General features: G+C 62.7%; 25 protein-coding genes. 16 read left to right on the top strand and 9 right to left on the bottom strand.

Translation table 11 applies throughout. The features are described from left to right. The first annotated feature begins 15 nt into the window (after nucleotides 1–15). Nucleotides 16–1,557 carry an alanine/glycine:cation symporter family protein gene (locus CN673_RS06415; RefSeq protein ID WP_099865401.1) on the top strand — a complete coding sequence of 514 codons (1,542 nt, stop codon included), beginning with the start codon at nucleotides 16–18 and terminating at the stop codon, nucleotides 1,555–1,557. 51 nt (nucleotides 1,558–1,608) lie between these two features. On the opposite strand, the gene CN673_RS06410 is transcribed toward CN673_RS06415, so the two are convergent. Together CN673_RS06410 and CN673_RS06405 are read right to left on the bottom strand one after the other, a co-directional pair. After that, on the bottom strand, nucleotides 1,609–2,106 hold the full coding sequence (locus CN673_RS06410) for a pyridoxamine 5'-phosphate oxidase family protein (protein ID WP_099865400.1): 498 nt from the start codon (nucleotides 2,104–2,106) through the stop codon (nucleotides 1,609–1,611). A 67-nt stretch (nucleotides 2,107–2,173) separates the two neighbouring features. Then, nucleotides 2,174–2,998, bottom strand: a complete 825-nt coding sequence (locus CN673_RS06405) for an MBL fold metallo-hydrolase (RefSeq protein WP_099865399.1) — start codon at nucleotides 2,996–2,998, stop codon at nucleotides 2,174–2,176. A 154-nt stretch (nucleotides 2,999–3,152) separates the two neighbouring features. On the opposite strand from CN673_RS06405, the gene CN673_RS06400 reads away from it, so the two are divergent. Next, nucleotides 3,153–3,899 (top strand): YebC/PmpR family DNA-binding transcriptional regulator, encoded by a 747-nt coding sequence (locus tag CN673_RS06400; RefSeq protein ID WP_099865398.1) that lies wholly within the window; start codon nucleotides 3,153–3,155, stop codon nucleotides 3,897–3,899. A gap of 99 nt (nucleotides 3,900–3,998) precedes the next feature. On the opposite strand, the gene CN673_RS06395 is transcribed toward CN673_RS06400, so the two are convergent. Both CN673_RS06395 and CN673_RS06390 read right to left on the bottom strand, forming a co-directional pair. Beyond that, nucleotides 3,999–4,580 carry an SH3 domain-containing protein gene (locus CN673_RS06395; protein ID WP_099865397.1) on the bottom strand — a complete coding sequence of 194 codons (582 nt, stop codon included), beginning with the start codon at nucleotides 4,578–4,580 and terminating at the stop codon, nucleotides 3,999–4,001. A 119-nt stretch (nucleotides 4,581–4,699) separates the two neighbouring features. Beyond that, a complete protein-coding gene (locus CN673_RS06390; RefSeq protein ID WP_099865396.1) occupies nucleotides 4,700–5,704 on the bottom strand; it encodes an LLM class flavin-dependent oxidoreductase in 1,005 nt (334 codons plus the stop codon). 145 nt (nucleotides 5,705–5,849) lie between these two features. On the opposite strand from CN673_RS06390, the gene ruvC reads away from it, so the two are divergent. From ruvC to ruvB, 3 genes are read left to right on the top strand one after another with little or no spacing between them, the layout of a single operon-like run. Beyond that, on the top strand, nucleotides 5,850–6,362 hold the full coding sequence (gene ruvC, locus CN673_RS06385; RefSeq protein WP_099865395.1) for a crossover junction endodeoxyribonuclease RuvC: 513 nt from the start codon (nucleotides 5,850–5,852) through the stop codon (nucleotides 6,360–6,362). Nucleotides 6,363–6,402: 40 nt separating this feature from the next. Further along, complete coding sequence (gene ruvA / locus CN673_RS06380) at nucleotides 6,403–7,017, top strand: Holliday junction branch migration protein RuvA (RefSeq protein ID WP_099865394.1); 615 nt, start codon at nucleotides 6,403–6,405, stop codon at nucleotides 7,015–7,017. 43 nt (nucleotides 7,018–7,060) lie between these two features. Next, a complete protein-coding gene (ruvB, locus tag CN673_RS06375; RefSeq protein WP_099865393.1) occupies nucleotides 7,061–8,101 on the top strand; it encodes a Holliday junction branch migration DNA helicase RuvB in 1,041 nt (346 codons plus the stop codon). Nucleotides 8,102–8,104: 3 nt separating this feature from the next. Here ruvB and CN673_RS06370 read toward each other — a convergent pair whose 3' ends face one another. From CN673_RS06370 to CN673_RS06360, 3 genes are read right to left on the bottom strand one after another with little or no spacing between them, the layout of a single operon-like run. After that, nucleotides 8,105–9,007 carry an NAD-dependent epimerase/dehydratase family protein gene (locus CN673_RS06370; RefSeq protein WP_099865392.1) on the bottom strand — a complete coding sequence of 301 codons (903 nt, stop codon included), beginning with the start codon at nucleotides 9,005–9,007 and terminating at the stop codon, nucleotides 8,105–8,107. After that, nucleotides 9,004–9,816, bottom strand: coding sequence for a glycosyltransferase (locus CN673_RS06365; RefSeq protein WP_099865391.1), 813 nt, complete (start codon nucleotides 9,814–9,816; stop codon nucleotides 9,004–9,006). Before CN673_RS06365 ends, CN673_RS06370 begins: the two co-directional genes overlap by 4 nt. Nucleotides 9,817–9,824: 8 nt before the next feature. Continuing rightward, the gene (locus tag CN673_RS06360) at nucleotides 9,825–11,045 is read right to left on the bottom strand and encodes an NAD-dependent epimerase/dehydratase family protein (RefSeq protein ID WP_099865390.1); all 1,221 of its coding nucleotides are present in this window, start codon (nucleotides 11,043–11,045) and stop codon (nucleotides 9,825–9,827) included. A gap of 140 nt (nucleotides 11,046–11,185) precedes the next feature. On the opposite strand from CN673_RS06360, the gene ybgC reads away from it, so the two are divergent. After that, nucleotides 11,186–11,656, top strand: coding sequence for a tol-pal system-associated acyl-CoA thioesterase (gene ybgC / locus CN673_RS06355; RefSeq protein ID WP_099865389.1), 471 nt, complete (start codon nucleotides 11,186–11,188; stop codon nucleotides 11,654–11,656). On the opposite strand, the gene CN673_RS06350 is transcribed toward ybgC, so the two are convergent. Next, a complete protein-coding gene (locus tag CN673_RS06350) occupies nucleotides 11,624–13,078 on the bottom strand; it encodes a TrkH family potassium uptake protein (RefSeq protein ID WP_245409805.1) in 1,455 nt (484 codons plus the stop codon). The genes ybgC and CN673_RS06350 overlap by 33 nt on opposite strands. A gap of 334 nt (nucleotides 13,079–13,412) precedes the next feature. Between CN673_RS06350 and tolQ the strand changes: the two genes are divergently transcribed. The 10 genes from tolQ (at nucleotide 13,413) to glmM (ending at nucleotide 24,470) form a co-directional block, all read left to right on the top strand. Continuing rightward, nucleotides 13,413–14,129 carry a protein TolQ gene (gene tolQ / locus CN673_RS06345; RefSeq protein WP_099865388.1) on the top strand — a complete coding sequence of 239 codons (717 nt, stop codon included), beginning with the start codon at nucleotides 13,413–13,415 and terminating at the stop codon, nucleotides 14,127–14,129. Between the two features lie 22 nt (nucleotides 14,130–14,151). Next, nucleotides 14,152–14,601 (top strand): protein TolR, encoded by a 450-nt coding sequence (gene tolR / locus CN673_RS06340; RefSeq protein ID WP_099865387.1) that lies wholly within the window; start codon nucleotides 14,152–14,154, stop codon nucleotides 14,599–14,601. A 10-nt stretch (nucleotides 14,602–14,611) separates the two neighbouring features. Then, complete coding sequence (gene tolA, locus CN673_RS06335; protein ID WP_099865386.1) at nucleotides 14,612–15,730, top strand: cell envelope integrity protein TolA; 1,119 nt, start codon at nucleotides 14,612–14,614, stop codon at nucleotides 15,728–15,730. Between the two features lie 73 nt (nucleotides 15,731–15,803). Next, nucleotides 15,804–17,087, top strand: a complete 1,284-nt coding sequence (gene tolB, locus CN673_RS06330) for a Tol-Pal system beta propeller repeat protein TolB (protein ID WP_245409821.1) — start codon at nucleotides 15,804–15,806, stop codon at nucleotides 17,085–17,087. 194 nt (nucleotides 17,088–17,281) lie between these two features. Further along, on the top strand, nucleotides 17,282–17,812 hold the full coding sequence (gene pal / locus CN673_RS06325) for a peptidoglycan-associated lipoprotein Pal (RefSeq protein WP_099865385.1): 531 nt from the start codon (nucleotides 17,282–17,284) through the stop codon (nucleotides 17,810–17,812). 174 nt (nucleotides 17,813–17,986) lie between these two features. Further along, on the top strand, nucleotides 17,987–18,397 hold the full coding sequence (locus CN673_RS06320; protein WP_099865384.1) for a hypothetical protein: 411 nt from the start codon (nucleotides 17,987–17,989) through the stop codon (nucleotides 18,395–18,397). A 171-nt stretch (nucleotides 18,398–18,568) separates the two neighbouring features. After that, nucleotides 18,569–19,549 (top strand): tol-pal system protein YbgF, encoded by a 981-nt coding sequence (ybgF, locus tag CN673_RS06315; RefSeq protein WP_099865383.1) that lies wholly within the window; start codon nucleotides 18,569–18,571, stop codon nucleotides 19,547–19,549. Next, entirely contained in the window at nucleotides 19,543–20,901 is a 1,359-nt protein-coding gene (gene tilS, locus CN673_RS06310; protein ID WP_157928814.1) for a tRNA lysidine(34) synthetase TilS, read from the top strand. Before ybgF ends, tilS begins: the two co-directional genes overlap by 7 nt. 115 nt (nucleotides 20,902–21,016) lie before the next feature. Beyond that, a complete protein-coding gene (gene ftsH / locus CN673_RS06305; protein WP_099865381.1) occupies nucleotides 21,017–22,948 on the top strand; it encodes an ATP-dependent zinc metalloprotease FtsH in 1,932 nt (643 codons plus the stop codon). A 169-nt stretch (nucleotides 22,949–23,117) separates the two neighbouring features. Continuing rightward, entirely contained in the window at nucleotides 23,118–24,470 is a 1,353-nt protein-coding gene (gene glmM / locus CN673_RS06300; RefSeq protein WP_099865380.1) for a phosphoglucosamine mutase, read from the top strand. Between the two features lie 114 nt (nucleotides 24,471–24,584). Here glmM and CN673_RS06295 read toward each other — a convergent pair whose 3' ends face one another. Then, nucleotides 24,585–25,010 carry a hypothetical protein gene (locus CN673_RS06295; RefSeq protein ID WP_099865379.1) on the bottom strand — a complete coding sequence of 142 codons (426 nt, stop codon included), beginning with the start codon at nucleotides 25,008–25,010 and terminating at the stop codon, nucleotides 24,585–24,587. Between the last annotated feature and the right edge of the window lie 47 nt (nucleotides 25,011–25,057).

Below are 25,057 nucleotides of genomic sequence, written 5' to 3'. Positions count from 1 at the left end.
ATCAGGGGAATTTCCATGATCACTCGAATGCTCGCGGCGCTTGCTGCCGTGCTGGTTTCGGTCGTGCCGGCCGCCGCTCAAGATCCCGACGAGGTTGCCACGACGCTCGATCAGCGGATCAATCAATGGTTCACGCCGGTGTCGGATTTCGTCGGCAGCATCATCTTTTTCGAAGTGCCGATCGGTGACGTCAACTTCCCGCTTATCGTCGGCTGGCTCGTCCTGGCGGCTGCAGTGTGCACGATCTATTTCGGTTTCGTTCAGTTCCGACAGGTCAAACATTCCATTTCATTGGTAAAAGGGGATTACTCAGACCCTGAAGATGCCGGGGAGGTCTCGCATTTTCAGGCCCTGACGACGGCGCTTTCGGCAACGGTCGGGCTCGGCAATATCGCCGGCGTGGCCGTCGCCGTCACGCTGGGCGGTCCGGGTGCCACCTTCTGGATGGTCGTCGCAGGCATTCTAGGCATGGCGACGAAATTCACCGAGTGCACACTGGGCGTGAAGTACCGCAACGAATATGCCGATGGCCGGGTGTCGGGCGGGCCGATGTATTACCTGTCGAAGGGACTTGCCGAACGCGGACAGCCCGGCCTCGGGCGCACCCTGGCGATCATCTTCTCGATCTGCTGCGTCGGCGGCGCGGTCGGCGGCGGCAACATGTTCCAGGTCAATCAGGCTCTGCAGCAGGTCGTCGGCGTCACCGGCGGCGAAGCGAGCATCTTTGCCGGGCGTGGCTGGCTTTTCGGCGTGATCATGGCGGCCATCATCGGGATGGTCATCATCGGCGGCATCAAGTCGATTGCCCGGGTAACGGAGAAGGTGGTGCCGTTCATGGCCATCTTCTATGTCGTCACGGGGCTGGCGATCCTTGCCATCAACTACGACCAGATCGGCTGGGCCTTCGGTCAGATCTTTGCCGGAGCGTTCACGGGGGAAGGCGTCGCTGGCGGCGTCATAGGCGCCTTGATCCAGGGCTTCCGCCGTGCGGCGTTCTCCAACGAGGCAGGCATCGGTTCCGCTCCGATCGCCCACTCCGCCGTGCGCACCAAGGAGCCGGTGACGGAAGGCTACGTGGCCCTGCTCGAGCCGTTCATCGACACGGTGGTCATCTGCACGATGACGGCGCTCGTCATCGTCATCAGTGGTGAGCTCGGCAGCGGACTTGAAGGGGTCGAGTTGACCTCGGCTGCTTTTGCATCGGGCGCCTCGTGGTTCCCGATCCTTTTGGCCATAGCCGTCGTGCTTTTTGCCTTTTCGACGATGCTGTCCTGGTCCTATTACGGGCTGAAGGCATGGACCTACATGTTCGGCGAAGGCCAGGCGCAGGAGCTGGTGTTCAAGGCGATCTTCTGCGCTTTCATCATTCTTGGCGCGAGCGTGACGCTCGATCCGGTGATCGCCTTCTCCGACAGCATGCTCTTCGCCATGTCGATCCCCAACATTATCGGCATTTACCTGTTGCTGCCGGTGGTGCGCAGGGAGGTCAGGCAATACTGGGCCAAGATCGAATCGGGGGAGATCACGAAGTTCAAGAACGCGGCTGCCGAAGCCTGAATCCCGCGACGACGGGCCGGCCGTTCATGGCCGGCCCGAGACGGCCTCTGCTCAGAAGCGGATTTCCTTGGTCACGCCGACATGCGGGTCGTCGTCGGTCAGGTTCGCCTTGGCGATCTCCCAGCCGAATTTCAGCTTGCTGTCCGTGGATGCCCAGATCTTGGCATCGCTCATCTTCAGCGCGAGCATGGTCAGTTGCGGATCGTCCTTGCCGCCCTCGAACCACGCCTCCACAACGCTGTTCCAGTATTGGTCGCGTTTGGCCGTATCGAGATTGACGCTGATCGGGCCGGCAACGCAGGCGTGGTAGTCATGATCCTCGCCAATGACGCAAAAATGCGCGTGCGATCCGGGTTTGATCGCTTCGACCATTTCCGCACTCTTCTTGGCGAAGAACCAGATGGTGTTGGTGTCGCGGTCGAGCTGCGGCGCCATCGGCTGCATGTGCAGGCCGGACCCTTCAACACCGAGCATGCCGGCGTGAATGTCGTCGATCTCGTCGAAAAGCTGGGTCTTGCTGTCGCTCTCGGCCATTTTCAGGTCTGCCATTCTTCGCTCCGGGTGCTGGATGGTCATTGTCGACCTCCCAACGCCCGGCGCTGCCGAGTGTTCCGCGTCAAACGCCCTGAAGTACGTGGATCGTCGGGCGCGAAGGCAGGGATTGCAGCGAGACGGTAAGGCTGCGCTCCCGGCTGATCACCTTGTCGTAATCCTCGCCGAATAGATCGAGAAACTGGGATATTGGCGGGCCGATCCGGTGCATGGGCAGGATGAGCGATGAGCGCAGGCGACGCACGACCTCGCCCATGCGCTCGGTGCCGAGTGTCAGGCCACCGTCGACCGGAACCATCACGATGTCGAGGCGCCCGATCTGGCCGTAGTGCTCGTCCGTCAGCACATGATGCAGATGGCCGAGATGTCCAATGCAAAGCCCTGCAACTTCGAAGATGAAGATCGAATTGCCGTCGGCCTCCATTGCCTCGTAGCCGGCCCGGATGTCGGTCGTGACATTGCGGATATAAGTGTCGCCGACCACGAGGTCGTGGTCTGCCGCCCCGCCTTGTGGATTCCAGCCTTCGAGCACGTGATCGATGGCCGGATCGGGCGAGGGCGTGTTGTGGGTGGAATGGGCCTTGTTCATGGTCACGACCGTGGGCAGATCGACGGGGCCGGCATATCCGTTGAAGTCGGTCGCGATCGACACGCCGCCTGGGGTCTCGATCAGGTACGTCGCGTGATTGACGAATGTGATCGTCACGTCGTGCGCCGCCGCTTGCACGCCGATCCATGGTGTATCGAGGCTCACCAGTTGTGCTGAGGGGATGGTGGCGGCTACAGCCTGACACTGGCTGACGGGCGGGGCGGTTTCTTGCGCGGCCAGCGGCGTCGATCCCCACATCAAGACCAGAAGGATGCCGCACCAAATGATGACTTCGCGCATCGTCCCCTCCCATTTGACAGGATCAAGGGTAACCGCAAGCCCATGCTGCCGGCATTCACGTTTGCGCGAGGCCTCTCCTGCTGGACGTTCCCGGCCAATTTATCTATAAGGCGCGCCATCCAAAAAACAGTTCATGCGACGCACAAGGGGTGTCATGGCAGGCCATTCACAGTTCAAGAACATCATGCACCGCAAGGGGCGTCAGGACGCCGTGCGGTCCAAGATGTTCTCCAAGCTTGCACGCGAGATCACGGTTGCGGCCAAGGCCGGTTTGCCCGATCCGACGATGAATCCGCGCCTGAGGCTGGCAATCCAGAATGCCAAGGCCCAGTCGATGCCGAAAGACAATATCGAACGCGCGATCAAGAAGGCGACCGGCGGCGATGGCGAGAATTATGACGAGGTGCGTTACGAGGGCTACGGTCCGGGTGGCGTGGCCATCATCGTCGAGGCTTTGACCGACAATCGCAACCGCACCGCGTCCAATGTCCGTGCCGCGTTCACGAAGTCGGGCGGGGCGCTGGGAGAGAGCGGTTCGGTCGCCTTCAGCTTCGACCGGGTTGGAGAGATCGTCTACAAGCCGGATGCCGGCGACGCGGAAGCCGTCATGGAAGCGGCGATCGAGGCGGGCGCCGAGGACGTGCAGTCGGACGACGACGGTCATGTCATCACCTGCGCCTTCGAGGATATCGGCGAGGTGTCGAAGGCGCTCGAGGATCAGCTCGGAGAAGCAGAATCGGTCAAGGCGATCTGGCGACCCCAGACGTCCACTCCGGTGGATGAGGAGAAGGCGGTGTCGGTCATGAAGCTGATCGACGTGCTGGATGACGATGATGACGTACAGAACGTCTATGCCAACTTCGAAATTTCCGACGAGGTCATGGCAAAGCTGTCGGCCTGAAGCGGCAGTCAGCTTCCGTCTGAACTCGAAGGATTCGAATAGAAACGCCGCCGCACCCAGGTCGATGCGGCGGCGTTTTTTGTCGCAGTGAGATTGCTTCTAGTCGCGGCGCCACTCGCGACGGTCTTCACGGCGGTCCTGCCGGATCTCCCGGCGAATCTCACGGCGATCCTGGCGCAGTTCCCGCCGTTCGGCGCGCCGCTCCTGCCGCATTTCTCTGCGGTCTTCCATGCGCTCGCGGCGCCAGTCGTCCCGGCGATCGGGGCGCGGTGCGACGACGCGCGGACCACCGAAGCGACCGCGGTCGCGATAGAAGTCCCGGCCGCGATAATGGTTGTCCCAGTAGCTACCGATCGAGAAGGTCACCGTCGGAATGCCAACGCGGCCGATATAGCTGGGCGCCCGGACCCGCCGACTTTGATAGCTGAGGTCGAGATAGCTGGCCGATACCCAGCCGCGCACGCCGCCCGCCTGAACATCGCACCAGCCAGGGCCGGAGGTGCACCCGATGACGTCGACCCGCGAGCCCACGGGAAATACGGTGACAGCCGGGTATTGGGTGCTGGGGCCTGCCCGCACATTGAGATTTGTGGTGACGTAGCCCGTCGCCGCCGAAGCGATGGACGGCGCGAAAAGGGCGGCGGCCAACGCCGCGGCCGCTGCGAATCCCAGTTTTCTCATGACACTCTCCTCTTGATGCTTGTTGGTTGACCGGAGCCATGCTGGATATGAGACCTAGCACCGGTGCGATGAACCGATGCTGGGCACCAGGTTCATCTCCGGTTCATCTGGTGGCAGCGTCACGCGGCTTTTCGGCTGAGGCGGTCGCGCACGCCGGCGATCAGTTCGAGTGCGTGCATGCGCTTGGCAAAATCGTAGACCGGCAGCGAAACGATCAGCTCGTCGGCGTCCGTATCGCGCAGAAATTTCTCGGCCTTCGCGGCGATCGTGTCGGGCGCGCCGACGAGCGCATAGGTGAAGGTATGCTCCACCCCTGCCTTTTCTCCGGCGGACCAGATGGTGTCCATATCCTCGACGGGCGGCGGCGTGCGTCCTGGCGTTCCGCGCCGCAGATTGACGAATTGCTGCTGCGCGGAGGTAAAGAGGTAGCGCGCCTCGCTATCTGTTTCGGCGGCCGCGGCCATCACGCCCACCATGACATATGGCGCTTCGAGATGCTCGGAGGGCCGAAAGTTGTCGCGATAGATGGAAATCGCCTGCATCAGGGCGTCCGGTGCGAAATGCGACGCAAACGCGAAGGGAAGCCCCAGCATGGCCGCCAGTTGAGCCGAATAGAGGCTGGAGCCCAGCAGCCAGACCGGAACGTTTGAGCCCGTTCCCGGCACGGCGTTGATCTTGCGTGCCGGATCCTCGGGACCAAGCAGCATCATCAATTCGACCACGTCGTTGGGAAAATTTTCAGCGCTCGCCTGCAGATCCCGCCGCAGCGCTCGCGCCGTCAGCATGTCGGTGCCGGGGGCGCGTCCAAGACCAAGGTCGATCCGTCCCGGATAGAGCGCATCCAGCGTTCCGAATTGTTCGGCGATGACCAAAGGCGCGTGGTTCGGCAGCATCACGCCACCCGACCCCACGCGGATCGTCTTGGTCGCGCCGGCCACATGGCCGATGACGACGGACGTGGCGGCGCTGGCGATACCGGGCATGTTGTGATGCTCGGCGAGCCAGAACCGCTTGTAGCCAAGCGTCTCGGCCCGCTGGGCAAGCCTGGCCGACGCGGCCAGCGCATCGGAGGGTGTCTGACCTTCTGCGACCGGAGAAAGATCGAGGACGGAAAAGGGGATCATGCGAAGGCATCCTGATGATTATGTCTTTGGCCCGCATATGGGACTCGGTCGCCATCGATGCCACCGGATGACCGAAAGCGGCGGATGTTTCCATTTTGTTCATGTTCGCCATGGCATCACCATCGCTGGACGCTTAGGATGATGCATGCGTGACGCGATTCGAATCATGGGCATTGATCCCGGTCTTCGCCGGACCGGTTGGGCTGTCATCGAGAGCCTGGGCAACACGTTGCGTTTCGTGGCGGCGGGAACGGTCCGCTCGGACGACAAATGCGACTTGCCCTCGCGGTTGCGCCAGTTGCACGAGGGGCTGGCGGAGATACTGCACAGTCAGCGCCCGCATGAAGCGGCGGTGGAGCAGACCTTCGTCAACAAGGACGCGGTGGCGACATTGAAGCTGGGCCAGGCGAGGGGAGCGGTCATGCTGGTTCCGGCGCTTGCCGGACTTCCCGTGGCCGAATATGCGCCGAATGCGGTGAAGAAGACCGTGATTGGCGTCGGCCATGGCGAGAAGGCGCAGATACACATGATGGTCAAGGTCTTGATGCCGCGCGCGACCTTCGACACCGACGATGCGGCCGACGCCATTGCCATCGCGATTTGTCATGCCCATCATCGCCAGAGCGCGGCGGGACGCTTGAAGGCACTATACGGATGATCGTTGACCTGTGCGGCGGCTTTTGGCTGGAAGCCCGCCGATGATCGGAAAACTCAAGGGCACGGTCGACGAAGTGGCCGACGACCACGCCGTGATCGACGTGCATGGCGTTGGCTATGTCGCGTATTGCTCGACGCGAACATTAGCGAAGTTGACCGCCGGCGAGGCGGGTGTGCTCCACATTGAGACCTATGTCCGGGAAGACGTCATCCGGCTCTATGGCTTCGCCTCCAAGCTTGAGCGCGAATGGTTTCGTTTGCTGCAGAGTGTGCAGGGCGTCGGCGCCAAGGTTGCACTGGCGGTTCTATCGACGCTGTCGACGTCCGATCTTGCCAATGCCGTCGCGCTGCAGGACAAGGCCACGGTGGCGCGCGCGCCCGGCATCGGCCCGAAAGTCGCGCTGCGCATCGTGTCTGAGCTGAAGACCAAGGCACCGGCTTTCGCCGGGGAAGCCCTGCCTTCAATCGGCCTGAAGCAGGAATTGGGCGAGGGCGTTGCCGCTGCGCCCGTCTCCGATGCGGTTTCTGCGTTGACCAATCTTGGCTATTCACGCGACCAGGCGGCCAACGCGGTCGCCGCCGCTTTGAAGGATGCGGGCGAGAATGCCGACAGCGCCCGATTGATCCGGCTTGGCCTGAAGGAGTTGGCGCGATGAGCGCAGCGTTGCCGGATGATTGCGGCTGTGCGAGGACAGCCGGATGAGTGATCCCGCAAGACTGATCGATCCGGAAAAGTGCGGTGAGGACGCGGAGGCGACCTTGCGTCCCCAGACGCTGGACGATTTCACCGGCCAGGCGGAGGCGCGTGCCAACCTGAAGGTTTTCATCGAGGCAGCCAAGGCGCGCGGCGAGGCGCTGGACCACGTGCTCTTCGTTGGCCCGCCCGGGCTGGGCAAGACGACGCTCGCCCAGATCATGGCCAAGGAACTGGGCGTCAACTTCCGTGCCACGTCCGGCCCGGTGATCGCCAAGGCCGGCGATCTGGCAGCGTTGCTTACCAATCTCGAGGAGCGCGACGTGCTCTTCATCGACGAAATCCACCGGCTGAGCCCTGCCGTGGAGGAAATTCTCTATCCCGCGATGGAGGACTTCCAGCTGGATCTGATCATCGGCGAGGGCCCTGCCGCTCGCTCGGTGAAGATCGATCTGTCGAAATTCACCCTGGTTGCTGCAACGACGCGCCTGGGTCTCCTGACGACACCGCTCAGGGATCGCTTCGGCATTCCCGTCCGGCTCAACTTCTATACGGTTGGCGAACTCGAGCAGATCGTGCGCCGGGGCGCCCGGTTGATGGGGCTTGTCATGACCGAGGACGGTGCATTGGAGGTTGCCCGCCGCGCGCGGGGAACGCCGCGCATCGCTGGCCGGCTGCTTCGCCGGGTGCGCGACTTCGCCGAGGTGGCGCGCGCCGAAGCAGTAACGCGCAAAGTGGCAGACGAGGCATTGACGCGTCTCGAAGTCGACACGCTCGGCCTCGACCAGCTTGATCGCCGCTACCTGACGATGATCGCCCACAATTTCGGCGGTGGGCCTGTTGGCATCGAGACGATTGCGGCCGGCCTTTCCGAACCGCGCGATGCCATCGAGGACATCATCGAGCCCTATCTGATCCAGCAGGGCTTCATCCAGCGCACGCCCCGTGGCCGGATCCTGACGGCGAACGCCTGGAAACATCTGGGACTGAGTGTCCCGCGTGATCTGGATAAGCAGCAGATCAGCCTGTTCCGGGAGGACGGCTGACGGTCAGAGCCCCTCGTGCTCAAAGAGGGCCGAGCGGACGCTCTCGCGCAAGAGGGCAACACCCCCAGGGGACCAGCCGAGCCTTCGGAGCTTCGTCGTATCCACGGCGTTCGGAAGTGAACGCGCGCGCTCTGGCAGTAAATGGCCGACACGCTTGGCCGATTGAACCAGCCGCAAAAGGTCGCGATGATCGACCAAAAGGTCCGATACGTTGAAGATCTTGCCGTTCACCTCGTCAGCCGGAGCGCATAGCATGCGCCACACTGCGGTGGCGAGATCTCGGCCGTGGACTTCTGTCCCGGCCCTTGGCTCGATCGCCTTTCCGGCAAGATAATCAGCAAAGAGACCCTGCCATTTGTGCGCAGCGCCCGGTCGCGGCTGGCCGTATACGCCGGTCACGCGCAGGCTAGCGGCAATGAAACGTTCCGATGCGAGACCTGCAAGGGCATCTTCCGCCTGAAGCTTGATCTGGCCGTAAAGTGTGTCAGGCAGACATGTCATGCTTTCGCAAAGCTGCGCACCCGCCTCCTGCTGGCCGTAGACGGCCCGGCTGGAAAGGAACACCGTCCGTTTAACGCCCGCCGAGCGGCCGGCAAGGAACAGCGCGGCGCTACCAGCCGCGTTGCGCCGCAAGAAGCCTGTCGGGTCGTCACCCTCGCCGCCGCGATACTTGCCCGCAACGTGATGAAACGCGGCATGAACACAGTGATCGATGTCGTCGAAAAGCGGCGCGAGTTCGGTTTGCGGATCGAGGTCGAACGGGCGAAAGCCGACCGGCTTGGAGAACATGCCCTCATCCGGTGCTGTGCGTCCCGCAACGGTCACCTCGCAGCCTTCAGCAAGCAGTCCCTCGACGATGAAGCGGCCGACATAGCCGGTGCCGCCGGTGACGAGCACCCTCGTCACGAAACGCCCGGATTTTTCAGCGCGGTGGTCTTGGGGATCTTCTCGCCCCGAAAATAGGCGTGCCAAAGGTCGATCAGCGGCTGGAGCTGCGCCGCCTTGGGATGGTTCGTCTCCCACGGCTTTTCGTACTGGTAGTGCACGACGTTGACCGACGCCCAGTCCCAGAGCGCCGGCATGTTGAACCAGACATACTGCAGCATGTTCATCGTCACCGGCAGACCGTGCCAATCCGGAAAGAAGGTTTGCAGAAACGTCTGGTCGGTGCGCTTCCAGAAGGCATCCGGCTGGTCGAGGCGCGTCAGCATCTTGTCGAACGTCGTCGCCGACGGGGCCGCGACAAAGACGCCGGAATTCATGCGGTGAAAATCGGCAAGCCCTTCGTAGACATTGGGCGCGGCCGAAAACTCGGGGTAGTGAAACAGCTTGTCGATATTGCGCAGCACAAGTGCATCGGCATCGATGAAGACCACTCGCTGGTATTCGGTCAGTTCCCACAGTCTCAGCTTGGCGAAATTGTCGAGCGGGGTGTGGAAGGCCGGCTTGTTGCCCTTGGTGAACGGCGCGTTCGCGTGAAGACGATCGCGCTGATGGCGCTGATTGAATGCGTCAGACGTCGGCAGCAATTCGGCGGGCACCAATCGGCAGCCGAGTGCAATCAGCGGTTCGAGCTCGGTCGCTTCAACGCCTCCGGTGTGCAGAACGACGCGGTCGGCATGCGTGCCGGTCAGCGAGAGAGAGCGCATTAATGCCGTCGCGCCCATGGCGTAGTCGGCATTGGTGACGAGGGTCACATAGGCGTTTGTCGCCATGACGGCGCTCAGCCGACGCTCTTCAGCCGCTTGCCTTCCGGATCGCGGTCGACTGTCTTGGCAATATCCTTCGTCCAGGCCGAAACGGCGGGAACGCGGCTGCGATCGACGCGATAGGCGAATTTCTTCGCGACATCGACGACTTCCGAAAGCAGGCCTTCTTCGAGGGTCGTCGGATCAAGGCCAAGGGCCAGGAACTGGTCGTTCTTCACGATCAGGTCGTTCTCCGCGGCTTCCTTGCGTGGATTGGGCATATAGGCGATGTCCGCACCGGTCATCCTGCCGATCATCTCGGCCAGATCGCGGACCCGGTGCGTCTCCGTCATCTGGTTGAAGATCTTGACCTTTTCGCCGGCCTTCGGCGCGTTCTTCAGTGCAATCTCGATGCAGCGAACGGAATCCTGGATGTGGATGAACGCGCGGGTCTGGCCGCCGGTGCCGTGCACGGTCAGCGGATGGCCGATCGCCGCCTGGATCAGGAAGCGATTGAGCACGGTCCCGTAGTCGCCATCGTAGTCGAACCGGTTGATGAGCTGGGCATGCCGGCGCGTCTGGTCGGTGTGCGTTCCCCAGACGATTCCCTGGTGCAGGTCGGTGATCCGGAGGCCGTCATTCTTGGCGTAGAACTGGAACAGCAACTGATCGAGACACTTCGTCATGTGGTAGATCGAGCCGGGATTGGCCGGATAGAGAATGTCCTGCTGGACCGTTTCCCCGGCGAGCGTATCGATGCCGACCGGAAGATAGCCTTCCGGGATCGCCGCGCCGATCGTCGAATAGCCGTAGACGCCCATCGTGCCGAGATGGACGAGATGCGCGTCGACCCCGGTTTCGACGAGTGCGTTCAGAAGGTTGTGCGTCGCGTTGACGTTGTTGTTGACCGTATAGTTCTTGTGCCGATCGGTCTTCATGGAATAGGGCGCCGCGCGCTGTTCGGCAAAATGGATGATCGCGTCCGGTCTGTTCTCGGCGAGCCAGATCTTGAACACGTCATAGTCGCGCGCAATGTCGATCAGGTGGAAGTGAATGCGCTTGCCCGTTTCCTGGTGCCAGATGCGGGTGCGCTCCTGGATCGAATCCATCGGCGTCAGAGACTGGACACCAAGCTCGGTGTCGATCCAGCGCCGCGACAGGTTGTCGATGATGTGAACCTCGTGCCCGAGGTCGGAAAGATGGAGCGAGGTCGGCCATCCGACGAAACCATCACCACCGAGAACCGCAATTTTCATCAGAATCGCTCCGCCTGATTTGTTGGGTCGACCGTTAGCCGGCGTTTGTGTCAGCACTGTAACGGCAACGCGCGCGCTTGTAAGGCGATGAACGCTGGTCCACAAGGGCGCTCTCGACGATTGCGACCAGAGCAAGAGCAATGACGACCACCCGAACCACGGAAGGATTGGCCGGCGAGCTGACCGGTAAGGGCCACAGGTTGGTCCAGCGGGTCTACTATGAGGACACCGACTTTTCCGGTGTCGTCTATCACGCGCGCTATCTGCACTTCCTCGAACGCGGGCGAACCGACTTCCTGCGCCTTCTCGGGGTCGATCAGGGGGCAATGGCGGCCCGGTCCGAATCTCTTGCATTCGTTGTTCGCCATATGGAGATCGATTTCCGCACGCCGGCCCGCATGGACGACATTCTGACGATCGAAACAGCGCCCGCGGCGATCGGCGGTGCGCGTCTTGAGCTGTTGCAGTCGATACTGCGTGATGGTCGAGTTCTCATCACGGCCCGCGTGAAGGTTGCGCTGATCGACGCGAACGGGCGGCCAAGGCGGATGCCGGCCGAACTGGCCGCAGCCTTCGCGTCAGAAATGGCGCCAGAAGGACGGGCTGAATAGGATCAGCACGGCCATCACCTCGAGCCGACCGAGCAGCATTGTTCCGGAGAGAATCCACTTCGCCGTTTCGGGCACGTCGGCGAAGGTGCCGGCTGGACCGATCAGCGTGCCGAAGCCGGGACCGACATTGCTGAGCGCGGTGATCGCGCCGCTGAGGGCGGTGATGAAGTCGAGCCCGGTCGCCGTCAGCGCCACGGCGGCGACCAGGAAGATCGCCAGATAGATGCCGACAAAGACGGCGACCGACTGGATGACGCGCGAGCTCACGGTTTGCGCTCCGTAGCGGACCGGCAGAACCACGTCCGGTCGCACCATCTGCCGTAAATTCACCCGCACCGTCTGGAAGAGGACCATCAGCCGGTAGATCTTGATGCCGCCCACGGTCGACCCCGCGCAGCCGCCAAGAAAGGTCAGGAGGAAGAAGATTCCGACGGAAAGCGGGCCCCACTGGTCATAGTCGGCGGAGACGAAACCCGTGGTCGTGATGATGGAGACGACGTTGAACACGGCGTGGATGACGACGCTCCACCGCTCGACCTCGAGGTGTTCGACGGCGAGCACCGTGACGGTAAAGGCTGAAAGCCCGACGATGGTCAGGAGAACCGGCACCTGCGGGTCGTAGGCGCTGCGGATATCGCGCTGGACGATGGCGCGTATGAGCACCGCGAACGGCATCGCGCCGAGCAGCATGAAGATGATGCCGACGATCAGCGCGGCTTCGCCGAACTCCCTGAACGATGCATCCCGGGTCGAGAAGCCGCCTGTCGAGATGGTGGCCATGGCGTGGTTCACGGCCTCGAACAGCGTCATGCCGGCCATGCTGTAGGCCAGGGTGCAGGCAAAGGTGATCGCAACATAAAAGCTCAGGAGCGCGATCGAGAACTGGCGGAAGCGGGGAAACGGGCTCTCAGCCTGGCTCGATGACTCCAGCTTGAAGATCTGCATGCCCCCGACATTGAGGAACGGCAGCAGCAGGAGGCCTGTGGCGACGACCCCGATACCGCCCAGCCAGTGGGTGACCGATCGCCACAGCAGCAAGCCGGGCGGCAACCCATCCAGACCGACAAGAACGGTGGACCCGGTCGTTGTGATGCCTGATACAGCCTCGAAGACCGCATCTGCCATCGTCAGGTCGAGGGAAGAGAAATAGAGCGGCAGCGCGGCAACCAGCGACGTCGAAAGCCAGAGTGCATTGAGAACGATGAAGCCGAATCGCGGCGAGAACCGCATCGGATAGCCATGCGTCATGACGATCATCGCCAGCGCAATGCCTGCGACGAGGAATGAGGACAGAAGGAAGACTTGCCAATCCTCGTTTCCGGCGCCGATATCGACAGCCATCGGCAGCAGCATCGCAACAGCCAGATAGAGGCAAAAATAGCCGGTGACGTTGACGGTTGCGGTAAGCGTTGAGGCCGGCACGGGATGCGACTCGCTGTCTGGACAGCAACTATCTACATGGTGACGGCGGGCGAGTAAAACGCACGACGATGCAGCATGAGCCCGGAAGCTGTGCGGCAATAACGAAGCCTTAACGATAATGAATGCTTAATGCGCGTCGTATACCTTGCGCTTCAAGCATTGCGCCTTCGTTTGACCAAATTTGCTGGCAAGAAGGGCAGCGTGAGGCGCATGGGGCTTGATGGATCGCCCTGGCGCTGCTGCGGGTTTTCATTTCGAGCAGAAATTGGCGCCGCCCGGTGACGCGTTACGGTTAGTCGCGCCTCTGGGCCTTAGCAATTCGAGGGCGTAGTTCATGGAACAGGTTGGATTGGCGGCAACGAGCGACGTGACGCTCTGGTCGCTCTTCATGGAAGCGGGCTTCGTCGTCAAGCTGGTCATGATCGGGCTTTTGGCAGCCTCGGTCTGGACCTGGGCGATCATCGTGGACAAGACGATGGCCTTCGGCCGTGCCCGCCGGCGTCTCGACAATTTCGAAGAGGTCTTCTGGTCCGGCCAGTCGCTGGAAGAGCTCTATCGCACGCTGTCGGAGCAGAAGACGACCGGCATGGCGTCGATCTTCGTCGCGGCGATGCGCGAATGGAAGAAGTCGTTCGAACGCGGTGCCCGTACGCCCATGGGGCTTCAGGCCCGTATAGAAAAGGCGATGGACGTGACGTTGGCGCGGGAATCGGAATCGCTCGAAGCCCGCCTTGGCTCGCTCGCCACCATCGGTTCTTCGGCGCCCTTCATCGGACTTTTCGGAACGGTGATCGGGATCATGACGTCGTTCCAGGCGATCGCCGGATCCCAGTCGACCAATCTTGCAGTCGTTGCACCCGGCATTGCCGAGGCGCTGCTCGCCACGGCCATGGGGCTGCTTGCCGCCATCCCTGCCGTCATTGCCTACAACAAGCTGACGGGCGACGTCGGCAAGCTGACTGGCCGCATGGAAGGATTCGCGGACGAGTTCTCCGCCATACTGTCGCGCCAGATCGACGAAAAGCTGCAGCCGCGCGCGGCAGCCGAGTGAACGGGAAGGCGAGGGTCTGACCATGGGCATGTCAGTCGGAAATGCGGCAGGGCGCGGCTCGCGGCGCAGACGGGGGCGCCGGCATGCCCCGATGAGTGAAATCAACGTCACGCCCTTCGTCGACGTCATGCTCGTGCTGCTGATCATCTTTATGGTCGCCGCCCCGCTGCTGACGGTCGGCGTACCGATCGATCTGCCGGAAACGAGTGCCAACGCGCTGAACAGCGACAACGAGCCGATCACCGTGTCGATCAATGCCGAAGGACAGGTCTACATCCAGGAGACGGAAGTCGGCGTCGACGAGGTCGTGCCGCGTCTCGAGGCGATCGCCGAGACCGGCTACGAGGAACGCATCTACGTGCGCGGCGACCGCGATGCCGATTACGGCACCGTAATGCAGGTGATGGCGCGCATTTCGGCTGCGGGTTTCAACAACATGGGGCTGGTGTCGCTCCAGGAACAGGCGAACTGATCGGGTCCCGATGAGGAACAGTCTTGCGACATCGACGGCGATCCACGCGCTGATCCTCGGTTGGGGTCTGTTTTCTTTGAGCGGGCCGCAGACGCTGGATGCCGGCGTGGTGGAAACACTGCCCGTGGACATCGTTCCGATCTCGGAGATGACGCAGATCCAGCAGGGCGAGCGCACCGCACCGCTTGCGGAAAGCGCAAGTCCCGAGCCGACGGAAGAACGCGCGCCGGAACCGGATGCCCAGAACATCGGCAACAATACGGTCGATCTGGACACGCCGCCCACGCCCGACGCCCGGCCCGAGGCGGTGGAAGAGGCCGCTGCGCCCGCGGCCGCGGAGGAACCACAACCGGTTCCCACGCCTGAACCTGAGCCCGAACCCGAGCCGGTAGAGGCTGCCGAGCCTGAGCCTGCGCCCGAACCCGAGCCCGAGCCGGTCGAGCCGGCGCCAAGCGAAATGGCGGCCCTGCCGGAGCCGCAGGCGATCGAGGAGCCGGCCGAGGCCAACGAGCCGTTGCCGGAGAGCGAGACCCCCGAGGCGGTTGCGCCATCCGAGCCCGAGAATGCCGTGCCCGAGAACGTCCCGACGCCCATGGCGCGGCCCGAGCCGCCGCGGCCCGAGCCCGAGCCTGAGCCCGAGCCGGAAAGGCCGGAACCGGAGCCGCAGCAGCCGACGCAGGCCGCGGAAGCGAGTTCGGCCAAGGAAAGCGAGTTCGACGCCGACGAGATCGCCGCGCTCTTGAATCAGGAGCAGGCATCGGGCGGCGGACAGCGGCAATCCGAGGATCAGGCCGCGCTTGGCGGCCGCACCACGACCGGTGGCGAAAGTCTGTCGCAAAGCGAAATCGATGCATTGAGGGCGCAGATCCAGCGCTGCTGGAGCATCATTCCCGGCATGGCGGACGGTGCCGACGTGCGCGTGCGCGTTTCCATGCGCCTTTCGCCCGACGGCTCGATCGACGGCCAGCCGAGCGTTTCTGCAAGTGGCGGGTCGCAGGCGGCGCAGAACGCACTCTCCGGCGGCGCTCTAAGGGCGGTGCTGCGTTGCGCCCCTTATCAGTTGCCTGCCGAGAAATACGCGACCTGGTCCGATGTCGTCGTCAACTTCGATCCGAGCCAGATGTTCTGAACGTTGAAAGGCTGAATACGCAATGACCATGATCCGCAAGCTGCGCCGCTGCTTCACCGTCCCGCAATTTGTCATGGCGCTCGTCTGCGCCGTCGTCGTCGCGGGCGTCGGACCGGCACGGGCCCAGGTGGAAATCGACATCAACCAGGGCAATGTCGAACCCCTGCCGATCGCCGTCACCGATTTCGTGTCGTCCGACGATCTCGGCGCGCGAATCAGCCAGGTCGTCACCGCTGACCTGCGCCGCTCGGGCCTCTTCGCGCCTGTCGACAAGTCGGCCTTCATCCAGAACATATCGGATCCCGACAGCTCGCCTCGCTTCGAAGACTGGCGTGTCATCGACGCGCAGGCGCTCGTTACCGGCCGGGTCTCGCAGGAACCGGACGGCCGCCTGCGTGCGGAATTCCGGCTTTGGGACACATTCGCCGGTCAGCAGTTGACCGGGCAGCAGTTTTTCACCCAGCCCGACAACTGGCGCCGCGTCGCCCACATCATCGCCGATGCGATCTATGAGCGCCTGACGGGCGAAAAGGGGTATTTCGACACCCGGGTCGTCTTCGTCTCGGAAAGTGGCCCCAAGGACAACCGCCGCAAGCAGCTTGCCATCATGGACCAGGACGGCGCCAATGTGCGCTACCTGACGGACGGCAACGACCTTGTTCTGACGCCCCGCTTCTCGCCGAACCGGCAGGAAATCACCTACATGTCCTTCGAGGGCGGACAGCCTCGCGTCTACCTCCTGCAACTGGAGACCGGACAGCGCGAGCTCGTCGGCAACTTCCCCGGGATGACGTTCTCGCCGCGCTTTTCGCCCGATGGCCAGAAGGTCGTCATGAGTCTGCAGCAGGACGGCAATGCCAACATCTACACCATGGACCTGCGTTCGCGTCAGACGACGCGCCTGACGTCGACGGCCGCCATCGACACGTCACCCTCCTATTCCCCCGATGGCAATCGCGTCGTCTTTGAATCCGACCGTGGCGGCCGCCAGCAGCTCTACGTCATGAACGCCGACGGTTCCGGCCAGCAGCGCATCTCCTTCGGTGACGGCTCCTATTCGACGCCCGTCTGGTCGCCGCGCGGCGACCTGATCGCCTTCACCAAGCAGTCCGGAGGAAAGTTCTCCATCGGCGTCATGCGGCCGGACGGCTCTGGCGAGCGCATCCTGACCTCGGGCTTCCACAATGAAGGCCCGACCTGGGCGCCGAACGGGCGTGTGCTCATGTTCTTCCGCCAGCCCGCTGGTTCTGGCGGGCCGCAGCTCTATTCGATCGATCTGACCGGCTACAATGAACAGGCGATCCAGACCCCGAACTATGGTTCCGACCCGGCCTGGTCGCCGCTCCTGGAGAACTAAGCCTGACGGAGGTCGGCAAGACGCTGCCGCGATCTTGCCGCCTTCCCGCCGCAATGCGTTTCTAGCGGAAGGGGAGGGATGTGCGGGTGATTCGAGGGGCGGCGTAACGGGATGTTAACCGGTTTCGTTATAACCCGATTGACGACGTCCGGACAGAATTCGGCAACCATACAGCGTCTCAAGGAGATCGGCCCATGCGCCGCTTGGATACCTTCGTTCGCAGCCCTGGCGCGATCGCACTTGCAATCATGCTCGCCCTGACGGGGTGCGCTTCGAAGAACAACATGCCCAACAGCTCTGCCGATCTCGGTCTGGGTGCCGGCGCAGGTGGCTTGGGCGGCGCCGGCAGCGCGACGCCCGGTTCCACGCAGGACTTCACCGTCAATGTCGGCGACCGCGTCTTCTTCGAGACCGATTCCTCGTCGATCAACCAGCAGGCGGCCCAGGTCCTCAACCGTCAGGCGCAGTGGCTGGCCCAATACGGCAACTACGCCATTACGATCGAAGGTCACGCCGACGAGCGCGGCACGCGCGAATACAACCTTGCGCTCGGTGCCCGTCGCGCCGCCGCAACACGCGACTATCTCGCTTCGCGCGGCGTACCGGCAAGTCGCATGCGCACGATCTCCTACGGCAAGGAGCGCCCGGTCGCGGTCTGCGACGACATCTCATGTTGGTCGCAGAACCGTCGGGCCGTCACGGTCCTGGGCGGCGCCGGAAGCTAAGGGCTTCAGGAAAGGTCGAACTTTCGCGCCGTCCGATTGCCCGACACCAGGGCATTCGGGCGGCGTTTTCGTTCCGTCCATTGGCGGAGGGGGTTTCCTCCGACGGCTAAGGTGCGTCAGCGTGCCGTGGCGCTACAATGATCGCTGGGCACCGTTCCCCTCAGGAGGACGGTCATGCGACGTCTCATAGGCAGTCTTGCGTTATTATTTTCGCTGGCGATGTCCGGTGCAGCCGCCAACGCGGCTGAGATCCCGGCGGAATTTCTGGGGCAATGGAGCACCGACTGCCGGGACGAGGCGGCCCCGCGGGTCTTTCTTGAGCGGCAGGCCGTGCGATTGACTGTCGATGGCCATGCACACGCTTTCCAGGGCGTCGAGGTCAGCCACACCTGGTATGGCGGCGCGAAGGCTAGCGGCAATAGGGCATGGCTTCTCGTCAGCCGCCAGCCAGGCGGCATGTTCGCCTTCATTGCCGCGCTACCTCCTTACGGCACGGACGGTTCGCTCATGCTGGAAGGTGGCGTAGAGGAGGAAATGCGCGAGATGCTTCATCTCATGGACATCCCGTTTATCCGCTGCCGCTGACCCTTCGCATTTGTTGCATCGATGCATCACCAGCCGCGGACTGTGTATCGGCGTGCCCGATTATGGCGCCGTCCTCGCGTTTTTCATACTTTGGCCGAACTCACCTTGCCTTATTGCGGCTGCATAAGACATTGTGACCGCATTCCACAAACAAAAGCGGATGTATTGAGAATGGCCATTCACGCTATTGGCAGACCTATTCGTCTCGCCTTGATGACGGCCGGGCTGATGGGGCTGGCGGCTGGAAGCACGATCGCCGGACCCCTCGATTTCCTGCCCGGCGTAGGACGAGATCGAGCGGCATCACCCGAGGCGCAGATCGTGCCCGTCCAAGCCGTCGACCCCTACCGTGTCGGGCAATTGGAAGAGCAGATCAGGAACCTCAACGGCCGGATCGAGGAACTCAGTTTCCAGTTGCTGCAGATGCAGGAGCAGATGCGGCAGATGCAGGAAGACAACGAGTTTCGCTTCCAGAGCCTCGAGGGCGGAGCCCCGGCCAGCGATCGCTCTTCGCTGGACGGCGGGCCGACGCCATCGGCGCCCGCGCCGAGCGAGCAGTCGGCCGCCAGCACGGGATCGGTAACCCCGCCGCCGGGCGTTGAAACCGGGACCACCGCCTCGACGTCGCCTGCGCCCGGTGCGGCCGCATCCGGTCAGACGCTCGGCAGCATTACCTTCGACGAACAGGGCAATCTGTCCCGGACCCTCGACGCCGGCACGAACGGCGCAAACGCCAGCTCCGAACTCGAGACGGCCTCGTTGTCCGCAGATGACCCGGACCAGCTTTACCGGGAAGCTTACAATCTTGTCCTGTCTGGCGACTATGCGGAGGCCGAAGCCGCTTTCCAGGATTATGTCGACATCTTTCCGGATGGCGGTCACGCGGCGGACGCAAATTTCTGGCTCGGCGAAAGCCAGTATTCGCAAGGCAGCTACAACGATGCGGCCCGCACCTTCCTGAACGCGCACCAGACCTATCCGGACGCCGAGAAGGCACCTGAGATGCTTTTGAAGCTCGGAATGTCGCTGGCGGCTCTCGATAACCGCGACACGGCCTGTGCGACCTATCGCGAAGTCTTGACGCGCTATCCCGACGCCACGCAGACGGTGCGCGACAAGGTCGCTGCCGAGCAACGCAGCGCCAGTTGCTGACCGTCGCACACAAGCCTGAACTGAAAGCGCCGGAAGCCTGCGCCGCGGATTTCCTGCAGCGCCTTCGGGCCCCCGCTCGGTTGCTTCTGGCTCTATCAGGCGGAAGCGACTCCACGGCGATGCTGATCGCTTTTCATGCGGCCCTTCGGGGAACAGCGGCGGAGGGGCACCAACTCTGCGCGGTGACGGTCGACCACGGCCTTCGCCCCGATGCGAAGGCCGAGGCTGCCGCCGTCGCGCGATTGTGCGCTGATCTTCAAATTCCACATAGGATTTGCCTTTGGGCGGGCGCCAAACCGCAAGCCCGTCTTCAGGCAACGGCACGGGAGGCACGGTATCGGCTCCTGCGGCAGGTGGCCGTGGACATGAAGGCGTCGGCGGTCCTTCTCGGCCATACGCGAGATGATCAGATCGAGACGGTGGCGATGCGCCAGGCGCGGCTCGACCCGCGGCAACCCGTGTCGGCAGGATTGGCCGGCATGGCTGCCGCAACGCTCTATGACGGCGATTGCTGGCTGCTGCGGCCGTTTCTCGGGCAGTCCCGATCCGACCTGCAGGCTTACTTGAGCGACCAGCGGATCGCGTGGATAGACGACCCGAGCAACCGCGATGAACGATTTGAGCGTGTGCGCGTACGTCTGGCGAAGCGCCCCTATCGGCTGGAAGGCAGGCAGATCGCGCTCGCAGCGCTCCATCGGGAAAGCCGGGCCTCGGCCATCGCCGACCTGATCGGAGCCTTCGGACGGAACTGGATGAACGTGCTGTTCTGTCTCGATCGGCGCTGGCCGCATTGCGAAACAGAACTCGCCGCGCATGCGCTGGCCGAATTGACGGCATTGGCGGGCGGGCGCGCCTTCTTGCCCGGTCGTGAGCAGATTGAACGCCTTCATGCATTTCTCGATGCCGGAAAGCCCGGCCGGTTGTCGATCGGCCGCGCCATCGTCGATATTCGGCGCAACACGGTCTTCACCTATCGCGACAACCGCGATCTGCCTGACTGCTTGCTGCAGCCTGGAGAGCGCACTGTCTGGGACGGGAGGTTCGTGATCGAGAACCGCGATCCTCAAAGCGCACTGCGCATCAGCGCAGCCGGCGAGGTCCAGCACGCTGCTGTACCGGCTTGCGACGAGAGGATTCCGCAGGCGCTGCGGCGCCGCGCTGGCGCCAGCCTGCCCGTAATCTGCCGCGCTGGCGAAGGGGTCGAAGGACAGGCTCAACCGACAGCATCCATTCAGCGAAGAATCCCCCGGCACGACACGTTTCTGCCGGCATTCGATCTGAAGCTGGCAGATGCGATGGCGTCACTGGTCGCTCGTCCGTCCTATGGCGAGGCGCCCGTTTACCGGGATTGATGGAATCGACGCGTGCGACATTCGCTGCCTTGGCAAGCTGCCGCGTCAAACCTATGTTACGGGACGACAGTCTGTTGATGAATGATGGCGCCCGCGGGCAGCCCTGGGGAGTTCGATGAACCCGAATTTTCGCAATTTTGCCTTGTGGGCAATCATAGCGCTCTTGCTGATCGCGCTCTTCAATATGTTTCAGGAGCCGACCGAGCGTTCGAATGCGCGGGACATCAGCTATTCGCAGTTCCTTGAGGACGTCGACAGCGGACGCATTCGCGACGTGACGATCACCGGCGATCGCATCAGCGGCACCTACAGCGAGAACGGGACCGCGTTCCAGACCTATTCGCCGGGCGACACCAACCTCGTTTCCCGTTTGGAAGACCGCGACGTATCGATCTCCGCCCGCCCTGAGGTCGACAGTTCCAACACGCTGTTCGGCTATCTGATCTCGTGGCTGCCAATCATCCTGATCCTCGGCGTCTGGATCTTCTTCATGCGCCAGATGCAGGGTGGCTCGCGCGGCGCGATGGGCTTTGGCAAGTCGAAGGCCAAGCTTTTGACGGAAGCCCATGGCCGCGTCACGTTTGACGATGTCGCCGGCGTCGACGAGGCGAAGGAGGACCTTGAGGAGATCGTCGAGTTCCTGCGTGACCCGCAGAAGTTCCAGCGGCTCGGCGGACGTATCCCGCGCGGCGTGCTCCTCGTTGGCCCTCCCGGCACCGGCAAGACGCTGCTTGCGCGATCCGTCGCGGGTGAGGCAAACGTTCCGTTCTTCACCATTTCCGGCTCGGACTTCGTCGAAATGTTCGTCGGCGTCGGCGCATCTCGTGTGCGTGACATGTTCGAACAGGCCAAGAAGAATGCGCCCTGCATCATCTTTATCGACGAGATCGATGCTGTCGGCCGGCATCGTGGCGCGGGCCTCGGCGGCGGCAACGACGAGCGCGAACAGACGCTGAACCAGCTTCTGGTCGAGATGGACGGCTTCGAGGCCAATGAGGGCATCATCCTCATCGCTGCAACCAACCGTCCTGACGTGCTCGACCCTGCGCTGCTGCGTCCAGGCCGTTTCGACCGTCAGGTCGTCGTGCCCAACCCGGATGTTGCAGGCCGCGAGCGGATTTTGAAGGTCCATGTCCGCAATGTGCCTTTGGCGCCGAATGTCGATATCAAGACGATCGCGCGCGGAACGCCGGGCTTTTCGGGCGCCGACCTGATGAATCTCGTCAACGAAGCGGCTCTGATGGCCGCCCGGCGCAACAAGCGTCTCGTCACCATGGCCGAGTTCGAAGACGCCAAGGACAAGGTCATGATGGGCGCCGAACGGCGTTCCAACGCCATGACGCAGGAAGAAAAGAAGCTGACGGCCTATCATGAGGCGGGTCACGCCATTGTCGCGATGAACGTGCCGGTGGCTGATCCTGTGCACAAGGCGACCATCGTGCCGCGCGGACGCGCGCTCGGGATGGTGATGCAGCTTCCCGAAGGCGATCGCTACTCGATGAGTTTCAAGTGGATGGTCTCGCGTCTTGCCATCATGATGGGTGGGCGCGTCGCCGAGGAGATTACTTTCGGCAAGGAGAACATCACCTCCGGCGCGGCGTCCGACATCGAGCAGGCGACGAAGCTGGCGCGTGCGATGGTCACCCAGTGGGGCTTTTCGGATGAACTCGGCCACGTCGCCTATGGCGAAAACCAGCAGGAGGTCTTTCTTGGCCACTCGGTTTCTCAGCAGAAAAACGTCTCCGAATCCACGGCACAGACGATCGACAGCGAGATTCGCCGCCTGATCGATGCAGCCTATACCGAAGCCAAGGATATCCTCACGAAGCAGCATGATGCCTTCGTCGCGATCGCCGAGGGTCTTCTGGAATATGAGACGCTGACGGGCGAGGAGATCAAGGCGATCATCCGCGGTGAAAAGCCGTCTCGCGATATTGGTGACGACACGCCGCCCACGCGTGGTTCTGCGGTGCCGAAGGCCGGAGGCTCCAAGAAGGAGACGAAGGGCAAGGGCGAAGAGCCGGGAATGGAACCTCAGCCGCAGTGATCAGGTAAGCGATACTTTACCATCCATGCAAAAAGGCCGCGAAACCAGGCGGCCTTTTTTTGTGCGGATACCGGATATAGCCTTATCGGCCACTAGAATTGATCGGATCGATGGCGCGTGATTCGAAGTCATGCGAAATTGGCCGAGATGAGATGCGGGGACTGACCACATGACACGACGCTATTTCGGAACAGATGGAATCCGCGGTACGTCCAATATTGCTCCAATGACGCCGGATGTCGCCATGCGCGTCGGCATGGCGGTCGGCAAGCTGTTCCGGCGCGGGCAGCACAAGCACCGCGTCGTTATCGGCAAGGATACGCGGCTGTCCGGCTACATGCTTGAGAACGCCCTCGTCGCCGGCTTCACGGCGGCTGGCTTGGATGTCTTCCTTCTCGGGCCGATCCCGACGCCCGCCGTTGCGATGCTGACGCGCTCGCTGCGTGCCGATATCGGTGTGATGATTTCGGCTTCGCACAATCCCTTTCAGGACAACGGCATCAAGCTGTTCGGCCCGGACGGCTACAAACTGTCTGACGAGGTGGAAAGCAAGCTTGAGGATCTGATCGACAGCGACATGACCTCGCTCCTTGCGCCCTCCGACCAGATCGGCCGCGCCAAGCGCGTCGACGGGGTGCATGACCGCTACATCGAAGCAACCAAGCGCACGATGCCACGCGACCTCACGCTGTCCGGGCTGCGCGTCGCGATCGATTGCGCCAATGGCGCCGCTTACAAGGTTGCACCCGCCGCGCTGTGGGAGTTGGGCGCCGAAGTCGTCACGCTCGGTACCGAGCCGAACGGCCACAACATCAATCTGGATTGCGGCTCGACCAGCCCCACCGCGTTGGCCAAGAAGGTGCATGAAGTGCGCGCCGACATCGGCATAGCCCTGGACGGAGACGCCGACCGGGTACTGATCATCGACGAGACCGGTGCGATCGTCGACGGCGATCAGCTGATGGCGGTGATTGCCGAATCCTGGTCGACCGACGAACGCCTCGTCGGTGGCGGTGTCGTGGCGACAGTCATGTCCAATCTCGGATTGGAGCGCTTCCTGGGAAATCAGGGTCTGACGTTGCACCGCACCAAGGTCGGCGACCGCTACGTGGTCGAACACATGCGCAGTCACAATTTCAACGTCGGGGGTGAGCAGTCCGGCCACATCGTCTTGTCCGATTTCGCAACGACGGGTGATGGGCTTGTCGCCGCGCTCCAGGTTCTCGCCTGCGTCAAGCGGATGGACCGACCGGTGAGCGAAGTTTGCAAGCGCTTCGATCCCGTCCCGCAACTTCTCAAGAATGTGCGCATCCAGTCAGGCAAGCCGCTTGAGGATAAGGTGGTCAAGGCGGCGATCGCCGATGCGGAGTCGGAACTGGCTCAGAGTGGACGGCTCGTCATCCGCGCCTCGGGAACCGAACCATTGATCAGGGTAATGGCGGAAGGCGATGACCGAGGCCAGATCGAGCGGATCGTCGATCAGCTCGTCGGGGTCATCGCAGGCGTCCGCCAGGCCGCCTGAAGCGCAGCGCAGCGAAGGCCGGGCGGGGCGCAGGCGTCCCTCTGGCAACGCCTGCGCCCAAGCCCCCCTAGCCGTCTTCAGTCATTGTGCTCAGTCTGTGGTGGCGGTGTTGCGTTAGCCGTCCGTCGCAGCTGTCTCGCTGCGTCCGGCAGGGAGCTGTTCCATCGCGACAAGGCGCTCGGCACACAGGTCGAGCGATCCGTCGACGATTTCGATGTTCCCGGAAAGCGCTGCCCAACCGCCATCCTCGATAAGGTCGTCCCGTTCCCAGGAGCTGGCTTCTTTCAGGCTCGCCCACTGTTCGGTGGCATTGGGTGCGGAAGCGAATTTGTTGACGCATAGGGTGGCGGCCAGTTCGGCCCTCCCGGTCTCCGAAGCGTCGGCCGCCATCTCGGCCGCCGTGCCGCCGGTGACCCAACCGCCGTAGGTGAACCCGACGACCATCGTTGCCACGATACAGCCGGCGCACGACCATAGCCAAACTGCCTTGGTCGGGCGGAACTCGTTCCAGCGCTGGCCGATGCCTTGCTTGTCGGACATTCTGTTCTCCTCGGTTTCACGGTTTGTTACGAATGATTACAACCGTA

The sequence above is a fragment of the Neopararhizobium haloflavum genome, from assembly GCF_002750855.1.
Lineage (GTDB): Bacteria > Pseudomonadota > Alphaproteobacteria > Rhizobiales > Rhizobiaceae > Georhizobium > Georhizobium haloflavum.
The sequence above is the reverse complement of the archived record's forward strand: the minus strand, read 5'-3'. Positions and strand labels throughout refer to the sequence as shown.

What these genes read in the sequence shown, in the direction of transcription:
- CN673_RS06415 (WP_099865401.1), top strand. Translation starts at nt 16, where the DNA reads ATGATCACTCGAATGCTCGCGGCGCTTGCTGCCGTGCTGGTTTCGGTC.
- CN673_RS06395 (WP_099865397.1), bottom strand. Translation starts at nt 4,580, where the DNA reads ATGAGAAAACTGGGATTCGCAGCGGCCGCGGCGTTGGCCGCCGCCCTT.
- CN673_RS06365 (WP_099865391.1), bottom strand. Translation starts at nt 9,816, where the DNA reads ATGGCGACAAACGCCTATGTGACCCTCGTCACCAATGCCGACTACGCC.
- tolQ (WP_099865388.1), top strand. Translation starts at nt 13,413, where the DNA reads ATGGAACAGGTTGGATTGGCGGCAACGAGCGACGTGACGCTCTGGTCG.
- ybgC (WP_099865389.1), top strand. Translation starts at nt 11,186, where the DNA reads ATGACGACCACCCGAACCACGGAAGGATTGGCCGGCGAGCTGACCGGT.
- glmM (WP_099865380.1), top strand. Translation starts at nt 23,118, where the DNA reads ATGACACGACGCTATTTCGGAACAGATGGAATCCGCGGTACGTCCAAT.
- CN673_RS06400 (WP_099865398.1), top strand. Translation starts at nt 3,153, where the DNA reads ATGGCAGGCCATTCACAGTTCAAGAACATCATGCACCGCAAGGGGCGT.
- ybgF (WP_099865383.1), top strand. Translation starts at nt 18,569, where the DNA reads ATGGCCATTCACGCTATTGGCAGACCTATTCGTCTCGCCTTGATGACG.
- tolB (WP_245409821.1), top strand. Translation starts at nt 15,804, where the DNA reads ATGGCGCTCGTCTGCGCCGTCGTCGTCGCGGGCGTCGGACCGGCACGG.
- CN673_RS06390 (WP_099865396.1), bottom strand. Translation starts at nt 5,704, where the DNA reads ATGATCCCCTTTTCCGTCCTCGATCTTTCTCCGGTCGCAGAAGGTCAG.
- ruvA (WP_099865394.1), top strand. Translation starts at nt 6,403, where the DNA reads ATGATCGGAAAACTCAAGGGCACGGTCGACGAAGTGGCCGACGACCAC.
- tolR (WP_099865387.1), top strand. Translation starts at nt 14,152, where the DNA reads ATGGGCATGTCAGTCGGAAATGCGGCAGGGCGCGGCTCGCGGCGCAGA.
- ftsH (WP_099865381.1), top strand. Translation starts at nt 21,017, where the DNA reads ATGAACCCGAATTTTCGCAATTTTGCCTTGTGGGCAATCATAGCGCTC.
- ruvC (WP_099865395.1), top strand. Translation starts at nt 5,850, where the DNA reads ATGCGTGACGCGATTCGAATCATGGGCATTGATCCCGGTCTTCGCCGG.
- CN673_RS06360 (WP_099865390.1), bottom strand. Translation starts at nt 11,045, where the DNA reads ATGAAAATTGCGGTTCTCGGTGGTGATGGTTTCGTCGGATGGCCGACC.
- CN673_RS06405 (WP_099865399.1), bottom strand. Translation starts at nt 2,998, where the DNA reads ATGCGCGAAGTCATCATTTGGTGCGGCATCCTTCTGGTCTTGATGTGG.
- CN673_RS06295 (WP_099865379.1), bottom strand. Translation starts at nt 25,010, where the DNA reads ATGTCCGACAAGCAAGGCATCGGCCAGCGCTGGAACGAGTTCCGCCCG.
- CN673_RS06320 (WP_099865384.1), top strand. Translation starts at nt 17,987, where the DNA reads ATGCGACGTCTCATAGGCAGTCTTGCGTTATTATTTTCGCTGGCGATG.
- pal (WP_099865385.1), top strand. Translation starts at nt 17,282, where the DNA reads ATGCGCCGCTTGGATACCTTCGTTCGCAGCCCTGGCGCGATCGCACTT.
- CN673_RS06410 (WP_099865400.1), bottom strand. Translation starts at nt 2,106, where the DNA reads ATGGCAGACCTGAAAATGGCCGAGAGCGACAGCAAGACCCAGCTTTTC.
- tolA (WP_099865386.1), top strand. Translation starts at nt 14,612, where the DNA reads ATGAGGAACAGTCTTGCGACATCGACGGCGATCCACGCGCTGATCCTC.
- ruvB (WP_099865393.1), top strand. Translation starts at nt 7,061, where the DNA reads ATGAGTGATCCCGCAAGACTGATCGATCCGGAAAAGTGCGGTGAGGAC.